This is a genomic window from Pseudoalteromonas sp. 20-MNA-CIBAN-0454, assembly GCF_040308685.1.
GTDB lineage: Bacteria > Pseudomonadota > Gammaproteobacteria > Enterobacterales > Alteromonadaceae > Pseudoalteromonas > Pseudoalteromonas nigrifaciens.
In genome coordinates, this window is record NZ_JBEOOB010000002.1 from 84,288 (window position 1) to 104,357 (window position 20,070).

The following is a 20,070-nucleotide window of genomic DNA, read 5'->3' on the forward strand; positions in this document are numbered from 1 at the left end:
TCTCTTAAATATTGTCTACTGACTGCCCAGTAAGAACTTTTTTAATTGATGCATCCATTCTGCGTGCGGCAAAATCGCTGCTGGCGTTATCCATTTTTTCAATCGCGGTTTTAATCTCGTTTGGTTGCTGCGCATTCTCACGCACTTTTACCAACTCTGCAATTTCAGCTCGTAAATATGCTAGTTGCGCTTCGTCAAGTAAACCACTGTCACTCGCAAGTGATGCCTCTAGTGCTTCAATTACACGTAGTGCTTCTACTTGTTGCTCTTTGAGCATACGCGCTTGCATATCGCCTTTAGCGTTGCTCATTGACTCTTTTAGCATATTAGATACTTGGTCGTCTGATAAACCAAATGACGGTTTAACTTGAATATCTGCTTGTACGCCTGTCGATTTTTCCATTGCCGATACGCTAAGTAAACCATCGGCGTCTACTTTAAACGTAACCCGAATATGTGCAGCACCCGCAGTCATTGGCGGAATACCTTTTAAACTAAACTTAGCAAGAGAGCGACAATCGTCTACCAATTCGCGCTCACCTTGTAGTACGTGCAACGACATGGCTGTTTGGCCATCTTTAAAAGTAGTAAACTCTTGGGCACGTGCTACTGGAATAGTGGTATTACGTGGAATAATTTTTTCCACCAAGCCACCCATAGTTTCAAGACCTAGCGATAGCGGTAATACATCAAGTAACAACATATCTGAATCAGGTTTATTACCTATTAACACGTCTGCTTGCAACGCAGCGCCTAGCGCTACAACGCGATCGGGATCAATTGACGTTAGTGCTTCTTTATTAAAAAACTCACTAACTTGGCTGCGTACTAATGGCATGCGAGTAGAGCCACCCACCATAATTACTTGCAGCACTTCTTCGTTCTCAATACCAGCATCTTTTACAGCACGGCGACAAGAACGAAGCGTTTTTTTAACGAGTGATATCGCAAGCTCGTCAAGTTTTTCGCGGGTCACTTCAACCATGTGTTTCTCATCATCAAACTCAAGCCCAACATTAACAGTTGAGTATTGGCTTAATGCTTCTTTACAGGCTTTAGCTTTATTAATAAATAAGCGCAGTACCGCTGGAGATAAAGTGGTTACACCCGTTTGCTGCTTTAAGTAATCAACAATCAGTGAGTCAAAGTCATCGCCGCCTAGGCTTGAGTCGCCACCAGTAGCTAATACTTCAAATACACCTTGGTGCAAGCGCAAAATTGATATATCGAAGGTGCCACCGCCTAAATCGTAAACAGCAATAATACCTTCTTGACCCGAGTCTAAACCATAAGCAACAGCGGCTGCCGTTGGCTCGTTTAATAATCGCAGTACGTTAATACCTGCAAGTTCAGCGGCATCTTTTGTACTTTGGCGCTGAGCGTCATCAAAGTATGCCGGTACAGTAATAACTGCACCTAATATTTCTTGATTACCAAAGCTTTGTTCTGCACGGGCTTTTAATGCAGCTAAAATATGGCTAGATGCTTTAACTGGGCTGATTTTTCCAGCAGCTGTTTCTATGGCAAGTGCACCATCGTGCTGACAAAATTGATACGGTAGTTGCCCATAGCTTTGTTCTATTTCTGCTTGGGTTTTACCTAAAAAGCGCTTAACTGAAATTAGCGTATTAACGGGATCTTGCGTTGCTGATTTTACAGCTTCGCTGCCTACAGTGATCCCACCCGCCTGATAGCGCACTACCGAAGGAAGCATTGCTTCACCTAAGTCATCTGTTAAGGTGCGTGCTTCGCCACTTTGTACCGTGGCTACCAATGAGTTAGTTGTACCTAGGTCAATACCTATGGCTAGTTTATGTTCATGTGGTGCCGCGCTCTGCCCCGGCTCAGCAATTTGCAATAATGCCATAATATTTTTTAAACTCGCTTTACCTTGCTTTATAAATTAGCAAGTTAGGTGATTAGTCATCAAATAAACTGTCTTCAATACGCTCTAGTTCGTCACGTAGTTTATAAACAAATTTTAGTTTACGAACATTATCTGCAGCAGCTTGGTATTGCTGCTCGTCGTTACTTGCTAATTGCTGTGCAAGTTGTGCACTGTATTGTTCGTTAAGTTGCTTGATTTGCTTTTCAAAATTAGCGATTGCAGTGTCAGGATTGCTCGCTGACGTTAGCTCTTCTAACTCTTCGCGAAGTTCCATTTGCTGCATTAAAAATGCCGGATCTTGCAAGGTTTGTTGCTCAGCACGAATATCGACACCCAACTCACTTAACATATATTCGGCACGCTTTACTGGGTGCTTTAATATTTGTAGTCCGTCGTTAATTTCTGCGGCGCTTTGCACGGCCATTAATTTATCGCGACTGCTGGCGTTGGCATGGCGATCGGGGTGCACTGCACGCTGTAGCTCTAAGTAGTGCTTGTTAACTATTACTAAATCAATATTGTAGTCAACTGGTATTGCAAATAATTCAAAATAGCGCATAACTTCAACCAATAATATTCAGAAATTAATTTCAAAAATAACAAAGCCCTACGTTTATTGGCAGGGCTTGTTTTATACCCAAGTAACTTAGGTATTCAAAACACGTTTAAATTTAAACGGTAAAGCTTTCGCCACAACCACACTCGTCAGCTTGATTAGGGTTAGTAAATTTAAACCCTTCATTCAAGCCTTCTTTAGTGTAATCGAGCTGCGTGCCGTCAATGTAAACTAAGCTTTTAGCATCAACAATTAAGGTAACGCCTTTTGCTACAAATGTTTCGTCGTCGTCGTTTAGCTCGTCAACAAACTCAAGTACATAGGCAAGACCTGAACAGCCCGTCGTTTTAATGCCAACGCGCAGGCCTAAACCTTTACCGCGATTTGCTAAAAATGATTGTACGCGGTTTGCTGCCGCATCTGTCAATGTCACTGCCATGGAACTCTCTTACTTCGCTTGTTTACTTTTATAATTTGCAATTGCTGCTTGAATTGCATCTTCGGCTAAAATTGAACAGTGAATTTTCACTGGTGGTAACTCTAGCTCTGCACTTATATCAGTATTTTTAATAGTCGCTGCTTGCTCTAGTGTTTTGCCTTTAACCCACTCTGTTACCAGTGAAGATGAAGCAATTGCACTACCACAACCATACGTTTTAAATTTTGCATCTTCGATAATACCATCGGCAGATACTTTAATTTGTAACTTCATTACGTCACCACATGCTGGTGCGCCTACCATACCCGTTGCCACTGACGGATCATTTTTGTCTAAAACACCTACGTTACGTGGGTTTTCTACGTGGTCGATTACTTTATCACTGTAAGCCATAATTCTATCCTCACTACCTGCTAGGTATGTACTCGCACTATTATTAGTGGTGAGCCCATTCAACTGAATCTAAATCAATACCTTCTTGATGCATCTCCCAAAGTGGAGACATTTCACGTAGGCGACCGATAGAGTTTTTCATTAACTCAACGGTGTAATCAATCTCTTCTTCGGTGGTAAAACGACCAATACTAAAACGAATTGAGCTATGTGCTAATTCGTCGTTACGGCCAAGTGCACGTAAAACATAAGAAGGCTCTAAGCTTGCTGACGTACAGGCTGAACCTGACGATACTGCAATGTCTTTTACTGCCATTAGTAACGACTCACCTTCAACAAAGTTAAAGCTGATATTTACAATGCCTGGTACTGATTGGTCTTGTGTACCGTTAAAGTACACTTCTTCCATATCACTCATAATACCGTCAATTAAGCGCTTACGTAGGGCGCTTATATGTGCATGGTCTTTTTCGAAATCTTGCTTAGCAACTCTAAACGCTGTACCCATACCCACTAACTGATGCGTAGCAAGTGTGCCAGAGCGCATACCACGTTCGTGGCCGCCACCGTGCATTTGTGCTTCTAGGCGAGCGCGCGGTTTACGACGAACGTAAAGTGCACCAACACCTTTAGGACCATATACTTTGTGGCCTGAGAACGACATAAAATCAACTTTAAGCTGTTGTACGTCAATTAATACTTTACCTGCGCTTTGCGCTGCATCTACGTGGAACATAATTTTACGTTCGCGACACATTTCGCCAATAGTAGCGATATCTTGAATTACACCTAGCTCGTTATTAACATGCATGATGCTTACAAGTACGGTGTCGTCACGCATAGTGTCGGCAAGTTTTTGTAAATCAAGTAGGCCGTTTTCTTCAACGTCCATATAGGTTACTTCAAAACCTTGACGCTCAAGCTCACGACACGTGTCGATTACAGCTTTGTGCTCAGTTTTAGCGGTAATAATATGCTTACCTTTCTTTTTGTAAAACTGTGCTGCGCCTTTTATTGCTAGGTTATTTGATTCAGTTGCACCCGAAGTGAAAACAATTTCACGTGGGTCTGCATTAATTAAATCAGCAACATCGGTACGTGCTTGATCAACCACTTCTTCAGCTTGCCAACCAAACCTATGTGAACGTGACGCAGGATTACCAAAATTACCGTCCATTGTCAGGCATTGCATCATTTCTTTGGCAACACGTTCGTCAACAGGCGTGGTTGCTGCGTAATCTAAATAAATCGGTAACTTCATTTCTCTCTCCGCTGCAGGTCAACCTTAAAGTTGACAGCTTACTTGAATATTTTCCAACTGCTTAATTGCATCATTAACACTGTTATCTTGGCGTAATGCGATTTCTTTCACATCAGATTTCTCTACCAATTCAGCAAGGGTAATATTATCTAAAAATTCTTCTATTCGTGCGCTTAATTCTGACCACAAATTGTGAGTTAAACAGCGCATACCACTTTGGCAACCTATATCACTTTTTTGGCAACGTGTTGCATCAACTGACTCATCTACTGCATTTATCACATCACCAACAGAAATAGCGTCCGCTTTACGCCCCAATAAATAACCACCGCCAGGGCCGCGAACAGAGCTTACCAAACCGTTTTTACGTAAACGGGCAAACAACTGTTCAAGGTAAGACAAAGAAATTTCTTGTCGCTGTGAAATATCAGCAAGGGCAACAGGACCTACACCTGTGTGCAGTGCAACATCCAGCATAGCTGTAACGGCATACCTGCCTTTTGATGTTAACTTCATAACGCCCTCCGCACAAAAGAGTGCAAATTTTAATTACCAGAGTAAATTAGTCAAGTATTAAAACTTAAAACCAGTTCTTAGCTAAACACGTAATACCTGAGTGTTTTACTCAAGTATTACGTCCTATTGTAATTACCTGAGTAATTTAGTCAAGTATTAGCGCGTTATTTAATCGTAGCTTGTTATAACTAATTGCTATAACCATTATTATTTAGGTATCGACTTATTTATAGAGGTTAAAATTCCACGTAAAATGTTCATTTCAGCATCTTCAGGGCGAGCACGATTAAACATACGACGTAACTTGGTCATAACCATGCCTGGGTGCTGCTTAATGATAAACCCAGTATTAAACAGTGTCTCTTCAAGATGCCCGTAAAATAACTCAGTTTGTTTTGAGCTAGGGTAAACGGTGTCATCTTCTTCGGCTATTTTAGGTTGCTGATTTAAAAACGCCATTCGCGTTTCGTAGCATAATGTTTGCACTGCCATAGCTAAATTAAGCGAGCTGTACTCTGGATTTGCCGGAATACATACATGATAATTGCAAAGCTGTAATTCATCGTTGCTCAAGCCGCTATTTTCACGACCAAACACCAAAGCAACCGGGCCATTAACTGCTTCGCTTACTAGCTTTTCACCACATTCACGTGGTTCAACCATAGGCCAAGATAGTGTGCGAGAGCGCGCACTCGTGCCAATAGTTAACGCGCAATCGGCAATTGCATCAGCAACAGTATCAACAATCACAGCATTACCTAAAACATCACTTGCTCCAGCGGCTAATGCACTGGCATGGCTGTCGATTTCACACGCTGGGTCGACTAAATAAAGCTTTGATAAGCCCATGGTTTTCATGGCGCGAGCCGCCGAGCCAATATTACCTGAGTGTGATGTGTTAACTAAAACAACGCGAATATCATCTAAGATCATTGCTGTGCTACTTTGTTTGCTGCAAAAAATTGCGCAAATTCTACCATGTAATTAAAAACACGGCTACGATAAGCGCAGCCGTGAATAGGGTTCAGCTCAAAAGACAAACCATGTTTAGGTTTATATACCAGCTTATTTAAAGCACACACTTAGTGATCGCAAGCCAACACCCTTTACTTATGTCCAAACACTGCGCTGCTTTTATCTTTTATTAAATCAAATAGCAGTAATTAAGCTGTTCCGCCTACTGTTAACTTGTCTATTTTCAAACTAGGTTGACCCACCCCAACAGGGACGCTTTGGCCGTCTTTACCGCACACGCCAACGCCTTTATCAAGCGCAAGGTCGTTACCTACCATAGATATTTGCTGCATTACTTCTGGGCCGTTACCTATTAAGGTTGCGCCTTTAATTGGTTGGGTAATTTTACCGTTTTCGATTAAATAGGCTTCTGATGCGCTAAATACAAATTTACCTGACGTTATATCAACTTGTCCGCCACCAAAATTAGGCGCAAACACGCCTTTTTTAACACTACTGATAATATCTGCTTGGCTGTGCTCACCGCCTAACATGTAAGTATTGGTCATGCGTGGCATAGGTAAATGTGCGTACGATTCACGGCGTGCGTTACCCGTTGGGCTAACGCCCATTAGGCGCGCGTTCATTTTATCTTGCATGTAGCCTTTTAAAATACCGTTTTCGATAAGTACGTTATAGGCCGCAGGTGTGCCTTCGTCGTCTACGTTAAGTGAGCCACGACGATCAGCCATAGTGCCATCATCAACCACAGTACATAGCTCAGACGCTACTTTTTGCCCTACTTTTCCGCTAAACGCCGAGGCGCCTTTACGGTTAAAGTCGCCCTCTAGGCCGTGGCCTACGGCTTCGTGTAATAATACACCTGGCCAGCCATTTCCTAGCACCACTTCCATGGTTCCGGCTGGTGCATCAATGGCTTCTAGGTTCACCTTTGCTTGGCGTACTGCCTCTTCTGCAAACTCCATCCAACGTGGTTTACCCTCTACTAACTCTTTAAAATAACCATAATCTAAACGCGCACCACCACCGGCTCCACCGCGTTCACGACGACCATTTTTTTCAAGTAGTACTGAACAATTTAAACGAATAAGTGGGCGAATATCGGTGGCAAAAGTACCGTCGCTAGCGGCAATAAGTACTTCTTCGTACACGGCCGACATTGAACTTATTACTTGCTCTGCGTCGGGTGCTAGTTCACGAATATAGTTTTCAAGCTCTCGTAACAAATTTACTTTATCGGTATCGCTCATACTTGAAATTGGCTGATGCGGGGCAAACTGCTGCTTTGCAGTTACATCGCTAAATACTTGAATTGATTTATTTTCACCGGCCTCGGCAATACTACGCGCTGCAGTTGCGGCTTTATTAAGTGCTTCAAGGGTGATTGCATCTGAGTACGAAAAACCGGTTTTTTCGCCGCTTACTGCGCGTACACCTACGCCTCGTTCAACATTGTATGAACCTTCTTTTATTAAGCCGTCTTCAAGTACCCATGATTCATGGTGACTTGATTGAAAGTATAAATCAGCGTAATCCACCTTATGTTGATGAATGTAGGCGAGCGTTTTTTCGAGTTCTTCTCGATTTAGCTGGCTGTCGTGTAATAAATGCTGTTCAACCGTATTCATAATAAATGCTCTCTAAATCGTTGATGAGATTGCACTGGCATATCTCGTCGAATTTTGTGTAATTGCTTTAAATCTAACGTGGCGCTTATAAAGCCTGTGCCCGTGGGCAACTCACTTAATGTATCTCCCCAAGGAGACAGAACTATACTGTGGCCATAGGTTTGGCGGCCATTTTCATGTGCTCCATATTGCGCTGCAGCAATCACATAACATTGTGTTTCTATTGCACGAGCCGCCAATAAAGGTTGCCAATGGGCTTGTCCGGTCACTACCGTAAAGGCGCTAGGGACTAATATAACTTCTGCACCTTGGCGTACAAGTTGAGTATATAAAGTACTAAAACGCAGATCATAACATACTGTTAAGCCTATTTTACCAAAGGGAGAGTCGACAACAACAACTTCATTTCCTGCTTGAGTAAAGTCTGATTCTCGATAGCTGGCTGTTGAATCGTCAACTGTTACATCAAATAAATGCATTTTATTGTAGCTGGCAACGAGCTCACCTTGGGCATTAAATAAGTGCGACGCGGCGTAATATTTATTGTCGTTATAAGGTTCTGGCATAGTACCAGCGCTTAACCAAATATTATGCAATTGGCACAGCTCGCTTAACTGCTGCTTATAACGCTCTGCATGCTTAGCCACTTTTAAGGTATCGTTACCCGATTTACTAAACACTAAAAAGGCTTCAGGCAAGCACACTAATAGTGGCCTTGTAGTGGGTAATTGTTGTAACTGATTAACTAGCGTTTGTATGTTTTGCTCAGGATCAACCCCTGAGCACATTTGCAGAGCAATAATTGTCGGAATTGCTTCACTCATAAGGTAGCACTCATTGGCTATTTCTCATTGACTATTTTTCATTGGGTAACGCTCACCTCAGCGTCTTTTAGTTTAAGCTTTGTTGCTGCTTGAGGCTGATTTTGCGCCGCTTGTGGTAGCGTTACTTCACGACTTTTACGGTCAAGTTCTTGTACTTGCGGGTCATTCATTTTACCGGTTACTTTAAAGTTTATTTCGGAAATAACGCGCGCCGAGTGAATCACTTTATCTATAGCAAGCGCAGCAAGGCCGGTAACGGGGTTAACCATCCAAGCTACTATTATAGGTATGCTGGAGGTTACTTGCGGCGCAACCGCTAGGTCGTAGTCTATTTCTAGGGTATTTAAATTAGCATAACCTTTAATGGTTAAGTCGGCTGGTACGCCATCCATTTTAGTATCTTGAGTGTAGGCAATGCCTTTATCAAGCTGCATTGTGCCTTGCATGCTGTTATAAAAAAAGCCTTTGGAAAACACATCTCTAAAATCGAGTTTTAATTTACGCACTAGTGAATCTAGGCTCAGTAACGAGAACACCCGCGCGCCACCATCACTAACCTCGGTTAAATGTCCTTCGCCTAAACGCCAATCAATATTGCCCGACAGACTTGCTACATCAAGGTTATACGGGGCTGCTTGCCATGCAAGATTATAGTTAATGGTTGCGTTTGAATCTTTAATTGCAGTGGTTAAGTCAAACTCATTAAATAATGCGCCTATATCCTCACTTTTAAGCTCACCGCTGAGTTGCGTTTGGCCATTTTGCCACTGCCCATGGGTGCGTAAAATATGATCGTTCTTATCAACCACTAACTCAGAAATAACAAGCCGCTTACCATCCCCCAATAAAGACGCGCTTACTTTACCTAACTGATACTGACTCACCTTACAGTCGCCACATTCAAATTCTATTGCGGGTAGCTGAGTAAGCCAGCTTACGTCATCGGCTGTTTCTGTGCTTGCAACTGGCTTAACGTTTGCAGGTTCAATAAAGTTAACCCTTAAATAATCGCTATTAATTCGAATCGGCTGGCTGGCTTGCGAGATAGGAATTAGCACCCCTGCACGCAACTCTTTAGCATTTAACTTTAGGTATAAATCGTTTTGGGTAGGTGCTAAGCGCATTTCAAAGTCATTAAATTGCACGTCACTAATATTAAGTTTTTCTATATTAGCAAGTACTTCATGCAGTGGTGGCATAACACTAGCTGATGCTTGCTCTGAGCCTTGCTTAGATACATTTATAATTTGCTCAATTAACTCTAGCCACGGAAGAAAATCGGTTTGTGGTAAATTAATACTAACCGCTAAATCTTTTTTATTAAGCCCTAAATCATTTTTACCGATAACAAAATGAGCATTGTTAAAGTGGGTGTTGGCGTTATCTAAAATGGCGTTAAAATAAAATAACTGCTTTATATTAGCGGTAATTAAGTTAGATATATTATCGCCTTGAATAACTGCATTGAGTGGCCATGGTTGCTCGCTGCTTTTAGCATAGTCACCCGGTAAAGTACTGCTTAAACCAATTAATGACGAGGTTACTTGCGCACGATAATCAAACCCTTGTTCGGTAAAGTTAAGCACTAAACCAATATCTGCTGCACTTTTCCCGCTAAGGTAGTTTTTTAATAACCCTTGGCCGCTCGCAATAAGAGTCTCGGCATCTAGCTGTGCTTTTATGTTTATATTGGCGCGATAATCTTGCTCAATACTTTTGCTGTCATAGTTAATATTGAGTGGCATGCCCAACCATGTTGCAGTGGCATTAGTGAGGGTTATTTCATTGTTTTTAAAATGCAGCTCGCCGTTTAAGTTATCCAGTTCAATGCCTGGAGTCGCAATATAAACAGGTAAGTCTATTAAATTTACTTTGCCGCTCACACTTGCACCATTAGCAAATTTAGAACCAATTAACAGCTCTATACCTGCACTAGCTTCGCCTTTACCTTGCACAATTTTAAAAATTTCAGCAAGCGGGCTGGCAAGTGGCGTGGCCGCAAAAAAGTCGTGCATTTTTTCAAGCTCAGCTTGCTTATCTATTTTAACTACTAGCTCATCGGCATGCATTAAATCGCTAATGCTAACGCGTACACTACTGCCCACAGCTAAATTTACTAACTTGCCTTGCTGGCTATAAATATCCATGCGCTCGTTGGCAAAATGTAACTGGGCGCTGGCGTTAGTAACTGCAGGCCAGTCGGGATCAAACTGATAAGTGGCGTTATCTATTTGTGCTAACACATCAAACTGCCCAGAGCCGTCACTAAATGGAAAGCCTGTTAGCGGGCCTGCAAAAAGCACTTGTGCTTTTGACACTTCACCGCCTTTTATAGCGCCATTTAAATAGCTAACTAATTCAGGGCTCATCGCTTTTAAAGGAAAATAATGCCCAGCAATACTCGCGTCGGGTGCAAATGCTTCGGCGTATAAATCTAAACGCGGTTCGTCGCCTAAGCTAAGCTGCATTTCTGCAGCAAAGGTTACTTCATCATTATTAAACCAAATATTGTCACTACTAATGTGCCAAGCATTACTGCGCTTGGCTAAATTGAGCTCTATATTTAATTGCTCATAATCTATATTTTTGCTAAAACTATCACCGGTAATTAGGCTGTTATTTTCACCAAACAGGGTAATTCGCCCGTATTGCTGATTAACCAGAGCACTAACTCGCAGTTCTTGTGCGGCAGGTATTGCGTGCTGCTCTTGCCAGCCAATATTATCGGCTTCAAACCACAGCTGCCATTGCTCACTATGGGTATAGTCTAAGTAAGCTTGCTTTATTTGCCCACTAGGTTGGCGCTGTAAAAATGGCGTTAGGTTATTAAAGTTAGTCAGCTCGGCTAAATCGCTAAGTAGCGCTATATCAACTTGCTGTAACCAAATTTTATTTTGCTTACCCAGCAGTGCCTCAAACTCTAAACTCGGCCAGCTTTTATCATTACTATTAAACGCTAACCCCGTGCTTTTCAACCGCCAGCTTTTTTGTTCAGGAAATAAATGAAATCCCCCTTCGCTTAGGCTCAGCTGTTGTTTTTCTCCAGCCAACTCCCAACGTGCAAAACTAGGTAACCACTGTACTTTAACATCACTCACTAAACCTTGATTAAGCTCTAACCAAGCTTGTAAGTTTATGTTGCTGTGCAGTTGCTGTTTTTCGGTATTAATATATTGCGCTAACCAGTTAGATACATCTACCTCATTAGCTTGCACATACATGTCGCCTGCCATTTTTTCAATAGTATCGCCTTTGAGTGCAATTCGCGCATCAAAACTTCCCACCGAAATACCCGGTAATGCTAAGCTACCGCTACCTAAATGTTGCTTATTTTGATTTTGCCAAACAATATTCTCTAACAGTAACTTGCGCTCAGTACCGTCTTCTAAAATAAAGTTAATGCTGGAGTTTTCTATTGCGAAGTGGCCTGTGTCACCCAAAAATAGCTCTTCTATTAACTCTTTTTGTTCAAACGACACTTCGCCTTCATTTTTGGCAAATAAATTAGCTACTTTAATACTGGTATGAAAGCCATTTATTACAAAGTAGTTTGACTTTAATTGCAGCGTTTTTAAGCTTTCCCACAAGTTAAGCTCTAAGCTGGTTTTAGCTATAGTGAGTGCAATAGGTGCAGTTTGGTTGTCTTTAAATGATAGATTTTCGAGCACTAAAGCAGGCCCGCTACCTTGCCAACTTGCTGAAATAGAGCCGATTGATAAACTAATATCAAACTTGGTATGTAGGTAGTTCTCTATATTATCTTTATAGTCGTTTGCATAAGGTAGGGTATATTTTAAAATAGAAACAGTCACGGCCAGTAACACTAAAATTATGGCACACGTTTGCCATAACTTTCTAAAACAAAAAAAACAGACCGCTTTTGCTTTCATTACATCATTACCACATCAAACTGCTCTTGGCTGTATAAACTCTCAACTTGAATATTGACCTGCTTGCCAATAAATAGTTCTAACTCGGCTAAGTTATGATATTCATCGTTAAGTAATGCTTCACATACCGCTGGCGCGGCATAAACCACAAACTTATCTGCATCGTAAGCACGATTAACCCTCACTATTTCGCGCAGTAATTCGTAGCACACTGTTTCTACTGTTTTTTGTGAACCACGACCAGAACACGCAGGACAAACATCACATAATATATGTTCTAAGCTTTCGCGGGTGCGCTTACGGGTCATTTCTACTAAACCTAATGCCGACAAGCCATTAATATTAGCTTTAGCACGATCTTTTGCTAACGCCGATTCGAGCGAATGCATTACGCGGCGTTTATGATCTTCACTTACCATATCGATAAAATCGATAATAATAATACCGCCTAAATTACGCAGCCTAAGCTGGCGCGCAATAGCAGAAGTTGCTTCAACATTGGTATTAAAAATGGTTTCTTCTAAATTACGATGACCAACAAATGCACCAGTATTAACATCAACCGTGGTCATCGCTTCGGTTTGATCGATAATTAAATAGCCACCCGATTTAAGGGTTACTTTACGATGCAGCGCTTTTTGTATTTCGTTTTCAACATCAAACAAATCAAAAATGGGGCGCTCACCCGGATAATATTCAAGCACTTGCGACAAAATTGGCACAAACTCTTCGGTAAATAATTTAAGCTCTTGGTAGGTTAGTTTAGAGTCAACCCTAATGCGTTCCATGTCTTCGCCCACATAGTCACGTAGCGTTCTAAAAGCAAGGGTTAAGTCTTCATGTAAGATACTGGCTTTACTGGTTTTTTTACGGCGTGACACCACTTTTTGCCACAATTTTTGTAAAAATGCAGCATCGTGCCTTAATTCGGCTTCGCTTGCGCCTTCTGCGGCGGTTCGCACAATAAAGCTGCCGTTTTCATCGCTGTATTCAGCAACGATTTTCTTTAATCTGCCACGCTCTTCTTCTGTTTCTATACGCTGGCTTACGCCAACGTGGGTGGCGTCGGGCATAAACACTAAATAGCGAGAAGGTATGGTAATGTCGGTAGTTAAACGCGCGCCTTTAGTGCCCAGTGGATCCTTTACCACTTGCACCATAATATATTGCCCTTGGCGAACTAACTCACGAATATCTTGTACTTTTTTTATCGGGGTATCGTCAACACCTTCAACAATAGAGGCGCTATTTACAATATCTGAGGCGTGTAAGAATGCAGCTTTTTCAAGGCCTATATCAACAAAGGCGGCTTGCATGCCGGGTAAAACACGGCTAATTTTTCCTAAGTAAATATTACCAACAATCCCTAAATTGCCAATTCGCTCTAATTGTATTTCTTGTAGAACACCGTTTTCTATTAGGGCAACACGGCTTTCACTTGGCGTGACATTAATTAGTAATTCTATACTCATGCTAGCCTCTTAAGAATGTTTGTAATAATTGTTCGGTCTCGTATAAAGGTAAGCCTACTACAGCAAAATAGCTACCCGAAATATGAGTAACAAATCGACCGCCTAAGCCTTGAATGCCATATCCTCCTGCTTTATCTTGTGGCTCGCCACTTTGCCAGTAGGTATGTATTTCATCATCGCTGAGGGTTTTAAAAGTAACATTAGTACTTACTACGCAGCTAAGCACCTTATCTGTTGTTGCAAAAGCAACCGCGGTTAATACCTGGTGAGTATTGCCCGACAAGCGCTTTAATGTATGGGTAAAGTCATTTTCATCACAAGGCTTACCTAGCGATTGATTGTCAATAACCACTACGGTATCGCTGCCTAGCACTGGGCGATCGGTATAACCAAGTGCTACACCCGACTGCGCCTTTAAACGCGCTAAGCGCTCTACATAATCATAAGGTAGTTCATTGGGGAGTTGGCTCTCGTCGGCATCAACACTAAACTGTGTAAATTCGATTCCTAGTTGCGTTAAAAGCTCTTTACGGCGAGGCGAGGCAGATGCCAAATATACGGCGTTGGTCATTATCTGATCCTAAAATGTCTACGGTATTTACGCAGTAATAAAAACACCCATACCCAACTCAACATACCTGTAAGCACAGGCCATAAGTATTGCGGGCTAAAGTACACACCCAATAAAAAGTGATTTAGCCAAAACTGCATTAAGTGATAGAGAGTTAAAAATAAGCCAATTAATAAGCTTTGTTGCCATAGCGAAAAGTTACGGATTTTTTGAAAATTACTGGCGGTAACAAAAATACAGATTGAATAAGTAAGTGAATTAACCCCTAGCGGCGAACCAGAAGCTAAATCTATTAATAAGCCTACAATCCATGCGGTTCCTATATTTAAACGATGTGGCACAGCAAGTGACCAATACATTAATACCAATAGCACCCAGTCAGGACGAAAGGGTTCAAACGAAAACGGTAACGGCATCAAAGCCATTACTAACGCAAAAAAAATGCTCAGTGCAATTAACAACGAATAACGATTAATCATCGCTAACCTGCTCCTGTTGATTTCGCCACAGCACTACTAATAATCTAATACGATCTAGCTGCGCTATGGGTTCTGCATAAACTTGTGCAAACGGCTGGCCTTCATCGCGATTTATTTCAGTAACTACGGCAACTGGGTAGCCCTCCGGAAAGATGCCTCCAAGACCTGAGGTCACTAATACATCGCCAATACGTACATCTAGGCTATGCGGTACATGAGAGAGCTTAACAACATTAATTTTACCTATGCCTTCAACCACTGTACGCACATCGTTACGTAAAATACGTACCGGCGTAGCGTGGGTAGTGTCGGTCATTAATAACACGCGTGAGGTGGTTGAGCCTACTTTGGTAAGCTGCCCTACTACACCCATATCATCAATTACGGCTTGGCTTTCGCTAAGTCCATTGGTGGTTCCTCGGTTTATAACAACTTGATGACTATACGGGTTTGAATGAACTGACAGTACTTGCGCAATAATTTTACGATTTGACGGTTTAGCCGATGAGCCTAATAAGGCGCGCAATTTTTGATTCTCTCTGCTCAAAAACTGGTATTGCTGTAGCTGCTCGCTTTGCAGCATTTGCTTTTTTTTCAGCGCTTCATTTTCGGTAAGTAATTGATCGCGGGTATGTAAGCTTTTTGCACCAAAGCTAAATACTTCGTAGGGTAAATTAGCCACATAAATTAATGGGCTAACCAGTGTATTTAAACTAGTACGAACGTTTGTTCCACCTTCGGTGTACTTATCGCCAATAATCAGTATGACACTCAAAAGCACTGCGACAAAGAGTCGCAGTTGCAAGGAGACGGTTTGTGCAAACATTGATTTCATTAGTCGTAACTAAATACATCACCGCCGTGCACGTCTATCATTTCAAGCGCTTTACCACCACCACGGGCAACACATGTAAGCGGATCATCAGCAACCACAACCGGAATACCAGTCTCTTCCATTAATAAACGATCTAAATCTTTTAGTAATGCACCACCACCGGTTAACACCATACCGTGCGCTGAAATATCTGACGCTAGCTCTGGCGGTGATTGCTCAAGGGCAACCATTACAGCACTAACAATTCCCATTAATGGCTCTTGTAGCGCTTCAAGAATTTCGTGCGAGTTTAATATAAATGAGCGCGGTACGCCTTCGGCTAAATTACGGCCACGCACTTCAATTTCGATTGGTTCATCGGTTTTAAAAGCAGAACCAATTTGATGCTTAATATTTTCAGCAGTAGCTTCGCCTATCAGGCTACCAAAGTTACGACGCACATAATTAATAATTGCCTCGTCAAACTTATCGCCACCAATACGTACCGACGAGGAGTAAACTACGCCGTTTAACGAAATAATAGCCACTTCGGTAGTACCGCCACCAATATCAACAACCATAGAACCTGTGGCTTCTGATACCGGTAAACCTGCACCAATTGCCGCAGCCATTGGCTCTTCAATTAAATACACTTCGCGAGCACCCGCTCCCATTGCAGATTCACGTATTGCACGTTTTTCTACTTGGGTTGCACCACAAGGCACACATATAAGTACACGTGGACTTGGACGCATAAAGTTATTGTTATGCACTTGCTTAATAAAATGCTGTAACATTTTTTCGGTAACATAAAAATCGGCAATTACGCCGTCTTTCATTGGTCGAATAGCTTTAATGTTACCAGGCGTACGGCCTAACATCTGCTTTGCTTCAGTACCTACTGAAGCAACGCTTTTAGGCCCACCAGCACGCTCTTGACGAATAGCAACCACTGATGGTTCGTTAAGTACTATGCCTTCTTCTTTTACATAAATGAGGGTATTGGCTGTACCCAAGTCGATCGATAGATCGTTTGAAAAAATACCACGGAGTTTTTTAAACATGAGGCTGGATGACCTTTGAAATACGTTCTTATTTAAGCTGCTTTCACTTTAATACGCTAATATAATGAGCGATATTAAGCACAGCTGCCTTTGTAATTTAGTTAAAAAAGGAAGCAAAGCTTCCTATTTATCGTTCGCGAACTAAGCGAAAACCTATGTAGTTAGCTCTAAAGTCGGGCGCTAATATTAATCGCGTTGAGGCACGTGCAAGGCTAGGCGCAAAATTCCACGCTCCACCTCTAACCGCAACATCCGACTCACCCGAGTTTTTGTTAGTCCATTCCCATACATTGCCTACGGTATCGTATAAACCAAATGCATTAGGAGAAAATGATCCTACCGGTGCAGCACTCTTGTTTGACCATTGACTACCACACCAGCCACAATTCGCTAAATTTTTACCAATATCGTTACCCCAAGGGTATTCTGTTTGACTACCTGCGCGTGCAGCGTATTCCCACTCAACCTCATTAGGTAAACGAAACTGTTGACCTGTTTGCCCTGACAACCAATCAGCATACGCTTTAGCGTCGCTATAAGTTAAACAAACAGCCGGAAAATCACTTGTTTGCTCAAACCCAGGATTACGCCAATTTAAATTAGCTTCCCATACGGGTTCGCCATTTAAATAATAGGCGCAGCCTTTACCTTGCTCAGCTTGTGTTTTGTAGCCTGTATTAGCAGCAAACTGCTCATACTCACCTACTGTCACTTCTTTGCTTTGCATAGCAAAAGAGTTGGCAATTACTTTTTCAATAACTGGGCGCTCATTGGCTAAACCATTGCCATTAATATCGCCCATTTTAAATTTACCTGCCGGAATAACAACTACCGAAGTTTTTACATTAGCGTTTAATACACTAATGTTGTCGCTAACTTTACGAGTTGTTTGCTCTGGTTGCTCACGCGTGTATGTCGGTGCAGCAATCGACTCTGACTTTTTTACTAAATTGGCATGCACGGTTTGTGCTTTATTTAAATCAACACGTACCTGATAAGGTTTATAACCAAGCTTGCGCACTTCAATATTGTGCACACCTCGCGGTAAGCGGGTTACTAAGCGGGTTGAGCCAAAGCTAACCCCATCAATAAACACTTCGTCGTCGTATACGTTTGAGCGTAGCGTTAATTCTACTGCTTGGTTTTTATCGTTATTAGCAATAACCGAGTTGTTTGTTACCATAGGCTTTACTGCATAACCACGCACTGGTTGCTCGTTTAAACGAGCCGCCGAAACGTTGCCATTATCCGCGTGCTTACTGAATGTTAACTGACTATCTGAAAAAGTTGTGCTGTAAGTAGGCTGATATGTTGCCGCCATGGGCGTGCCGTATTCAGAGCAGTAGCGGTTATCAATGCTTAATAAGTTACATAAACGGCTACTGTTAACTTCACCACGCATAGTAACGCTTAAATTAACGTTATAATTGCCTTGGCCACTAAATGCACTTTTTACCACATGACTACTTAAAATTTGTACCTGAGCACCGGCCAAATTACGTTTGGGTTCAACTAAACGCTCTTCAGTTAAGTTAGCAAATATTTGGTCAACAAAACGCTTAGTCGCTTTTTGTAACCCCATTTGCTGTCCGCGTTGCTCACACGCTGCAAGTGTTTCGGTACGCTTACAATTAATTGTGTGATTAACCTCTAACGTGCCTTCGCGGGTAAATTCGTTACGTAAACGCTCTACTCTGGCGGTAGTTAACTGCTCTTTTAAGCTCTCTAAAGTGTTTAAAAGCGTGTGTTTAGCCACACGAATTTGCTCAATGTCTTTACGGTGGGATGCAATTGCCGCCAACTGCATAGAAATATCATCTTTATTTTGCTTGTGATCGGCCACAGCTTTTTGATAACGCGCCTGAGCAGCGGTTATATCAATGCTAGGATCATCAATTAAACGACGGTACATTTCATTCATCGCGTCGAGTGCTTGGTTTTTTTCTTTATCTAACTCGGTTGAACGTGAACGCAAAAGTTGCAACTGGGTTTGCAGTTGGCTTTCTTCTTTTAAATGTTTATCAAGTATTGTTGTAGATTTGTCATAGTCGATCTGTTTTGTACTAATCTCAGATTCAATTCCAGTTACTGTTGCTGTGTCTTGTGCAAATGCACTACTAGCCAACAAACTAGCTGAAATTAACAGAGATAAAGGAGTAATTCGCATATATTCAGTCCCAAAAAGCGGCAATTATTTGGTCGTTATTATTTTTCTAAAATAAAGCCTTATGCTATGTACTTGAAGCACAAAACACAAGCTTTGTTCAATTATTATCTAAGTTTACAACTATTCACGTGTTTCACGCCAGTAAATAACCCGATCATTCCCTCGAAAGTGGCCAAATTGTCACGGCTAGCGCATTTTAATCCCAGACTCTAGCAGGGTTGAGCGGTAATCATCGTCTAGCCCTGCCATTTTCTTTTTCCTCGCCATACTTGCTGACTTAGATGCATCTTGTTTAAAAAGCGCCATGGCTATCTTTCGCATTACATTAAACATTAATGGCCCTTGAAGTTTGCGTATTCTCGATTCATCTTCTCTGAAGTTCATATCAAGCATCCAATGCATGCTTTCAACCTGCCAGTGACTGCGTACTGCATTGAGTGCTTGCGCTGCATTTAAGTCTAATGAACTTATATACCAGCGTGTTTCAGTGGTATCCGACCCTGCCGACTTATCATGAACTTCAGCCCTGACCTTAATAATACTCGTTAAGCCAGGCCAACGATAATCCTTGCCTAGCCAGCTTTTATCTATAAGTAACTGCTGGCATGTACGTGTTTCAACACGCCCATGTCCTGAGCTTATTTCGGTATGTTCATCACAATTATGCTTAGTTAACCTTTCACGCTCGCACTTGTGCCACCACGCTTCTAGTTCCTTTTGCTGCCTGAATGATTTCCTTTAAGTGCAAGAATATAATCTGCTTTTTGTTGGATGATTTGTTTTGCTATTTCTTGTTGGCATCCCATCGCATCTAACGTAATGATACTGTTTTCAATATCGAGCAGGGTGAGTAATTCTGGTATTGCGGTGATTTCATTTGTTTTATTATCAACAGCCGTCTGCCCAAGCACTAACTGGTGTTGGCAACTCCATGCACTGACCGTGTGTAAGGCACTTTTTCTGTCTTTTGTGGTAAATGAACGCCGTGCGGTTTTGCCATCGATAGCGATGATATCTGCACCTGTAGTTTCAATCAGTGATGATATCCAAGATTGAAATGCCCTTTCTATTTCATTTGCTTTTAACCGACACATGACGCGACTCGAATTCAAGTATTAAGTGCAATAATTAAC

Annotated in this window: 16 protein-coding genes and 2 pseudogenes; all 18 read right to left on the reverse strand. The window is 41.9% G+C overall.

Going from position 1 to position 20,070, the window contains the following annotated elements:
• Nucleotides 1–4: 4 nt before the first annotated feature.
• Nucleotides 5–1,867 carry a Fe-S protein assembly chaperone HscA gene (gene hscA, locus AAEZ22_RS01425; protein ID WP_352295861.1) on the reverse strand — a complete coding sequence of 621 codons (1,863 nt, stop codon included), beginning with the start codon at nucleotides 1,865–1,867 and terminating at the stop codon, nucleotides 5–7.
• A 52-nt stretch (nucleotides 1,868–1,919) separates the two neighbouring features.
• Complete coding sequence (hscB, locus tag AAEZ22_RS01430) at nucleotides 1,920–2,447, reverse strand: co-chaperone HscB (protein ID WP_352295864.1); 528 nt, start codon at nucleotides 2,445–2,447, stop codon at nucleotides 1,920–1,922.
• 112 nt (nucleotides 2,448–2,559) lie between these two features.
• A complete protein-coding gene (gene iscA / locus AAEZ22_RS01435; RefSeq protein WP_011329314.1) occupies nucleotides 2,560–2,883 on the reverse strand; it encodes an iron-sulfur cluster assembly protein IscA in 324 nt (107 codons plus the stop codon).
• Between the two features lie 9 nt (nucleotides 2,884–2,892).
• A complete protein-coding gene (gene iscU, locus AAEZ22_RS01440; RefSeq protein ID WP_011329315.1) occupies nucleotides 2,893–3,276 on the reverse strand; it encodes a Fe-S cluster assembly scaffold IscU in 384 nt (127 codons plus the stop codon).
• Between the two features lie 43 nt (nucleotides 3,277–3,319).
• Entirely contained in the window at nucleotides 3,320–4,537 is a 1,218-nt protein-coding gene (locus tag AAEZ22_RS01445; protein ID WP_011329316.1) for an IscS subfamily cysteine desulfurase, read from the reverse strand.
• Between the two features lie 24 nt (nucleotides 4,538–4,561).
• Nucleotides 4,562–5,053: a Fe-S cluster assembly transcriptional regulator IscR gene (gene iscR, locus AAEZ22_RS01450; RefSeq protein ID WP_011329317.1), complete on the reverse strand. Its 492-nt coding sequence runs from the start codon at nucleotides 5,051–5,053 to the stop codon at nucleotides 4,562–4,564.
• A gap of 207 nt (nucleotides 5,054–5,260) precedes the next feature.
• Nucleotides 5,261–5,986, reverse strand: coding sequence for a tRNA (cytosine(32)/uridine(32)-2'-O)-methyltransferase TrmJ (trmJ, locus tag AAEZ22_RS01455; protein WP_011329318.1), 726 nt, complete (start codon nucleotides 5,984–5,986; stop codon nucleotides 5,261–5,263).
• A 230-nt stretch (nucleotides 5,987–6,216) separates the two neighbouring features.
• Nucleotides 6,217–7,656 (reverse strand): metalloprotease TldD, encoded by a 1,440-nt coding sequence (tldD, locus tag AAEZ22_RS01460; protein ID WP_352295867.1) that lies wholly within the window; start codon nucleotides 7,654–7,656, stop codon nucleotides 6,217–6,219.
• Entirely contained in the window at nucleotides 7,653–8,480 is an 828-nt protein-coding gene (locus AAEZ22_RS01465) for a carbon-nitrogen hydrolase family protein (RefSeq protein ID WP_192531540.1), read from the reverse strand. The genes tldD and AAEZ22_RS01465 overlap by 4 nt, the downstream gene beginning before the upstream one ends.
• 38 nt (nucleotides 8,481–8,518) lie before the next feature.
• Nucleotides 8,519–12,370 carry a YhdP family protein gene (locus AAEZ22_RS01470; RefSeq protein ID WP_011329322.1) on the reverse strand — a complete coding sequence of 1,284 codons (3,852 nt, stop codon included), beginning with the start codon at nucleotides 12,368–12,370 and terminating at the stop codon, nucleotides 8,519–8,521.
• On the reverse strand, nucleotides 12,370–13,842 hold the full coding sequence (gene rng / locus AAEZ22_RS01475; protein ID WP_011329323.1) for a ribonuclease G: 1,473 nt from the start codon (nucleotides 13,840–13,842) through the stop codon (nucleotides 12,370–12,372). The genes AAEZ22_RS01470 and rng overlap by 1 nt, the downstream gene beginning before the upstream one ends.
• Before the next feature lies 1 nt (nucleotide 13,843).
• Nucleotides 13,844–14,413, reverse strand: a complete 570-nt coding sequence (locus AAEZ22_RS01480; protein WP_011329324.1) for a Maf family protein — start codon at nucleotides 14,411–14,413, stop codon at nucleotides 13,844–13,846.
• Nucleotides 14,413–14,892, reverse strand: a complete 480-nt coding sequence (gene mreD / locus AAEZ22_RS01485; RefSeq protein ID WP_089368784.1) for a rod shape-determining protein MreD — start codon at nucleotides 14,890–14,892, stop codon at nucleotides 14,413–14,415. The genes AAEZ22_RS01480 and mreD overlap by 1 nt, the downstream gene beginning before the upstream one ends.
• Complete coding sequence (gene mreC / locus AAEZ22_RS01490) at nucleotides 14,885–15,727, reverse strand: rod shape-determining protein MreC (protein WP_172459221.1); 843 nt, start codon at nucleotides 15,725–15,727, stop codon at nucleotides 14,885–14,887. The genes mreD and mreC overlap by 8 nt, the downstream gene beginning before the upstream one ends.
• Nucleotides 15,727–16,770 carry a rod shape-determining protein gene (locus tag AAEZ22_RS01495; protein ID WP_011329327.1) on the reverse strand — a complete coding sequence of 348 codons (1,044 nt, stop codon included), beginning with the start codon at nucleotides 16,768–16,770 and terminating at the stop codon, nucleotides 15,727–15,729. Before AAEZ22_RS01495 ends, mreC begins: the two co-directional genes overlap by 1 nt.
• A 127-nt stretch (nucleotides 16,771–16,897) precedes the next feature.
• A complete protein-coding gene (locus tag AAEZ22_RS01500) occupies nucleotides 16,898–18,937 on the reverse strand; it encodes an SUMF1/EgtB/PvdO family nonheme iron enzyme (protein ID WP_182676588.1) in 2,040 nt (679 codons plus the stop codon).
• Between the two features lie 120 nt (nucleotides 18,938–19,057).
• Nucleotides 19,058–19,114: pseudogene (locus AAEZ22_RS18755) on the reverse strand (hypothetical protein); the annotation flags it as partial.
• Nucleotides 19,115–19,123: 9 nt separating this feature from the next.
• Nucleotides 19,124–20,040, reverse strand: a pseudogene (locus AAEZ22_RS01505) (ISAs1 family transposase); the annotation flags it as partial.
• Nucleotides 20,041–20,070 lie beyond the last annotated feature (30 nt).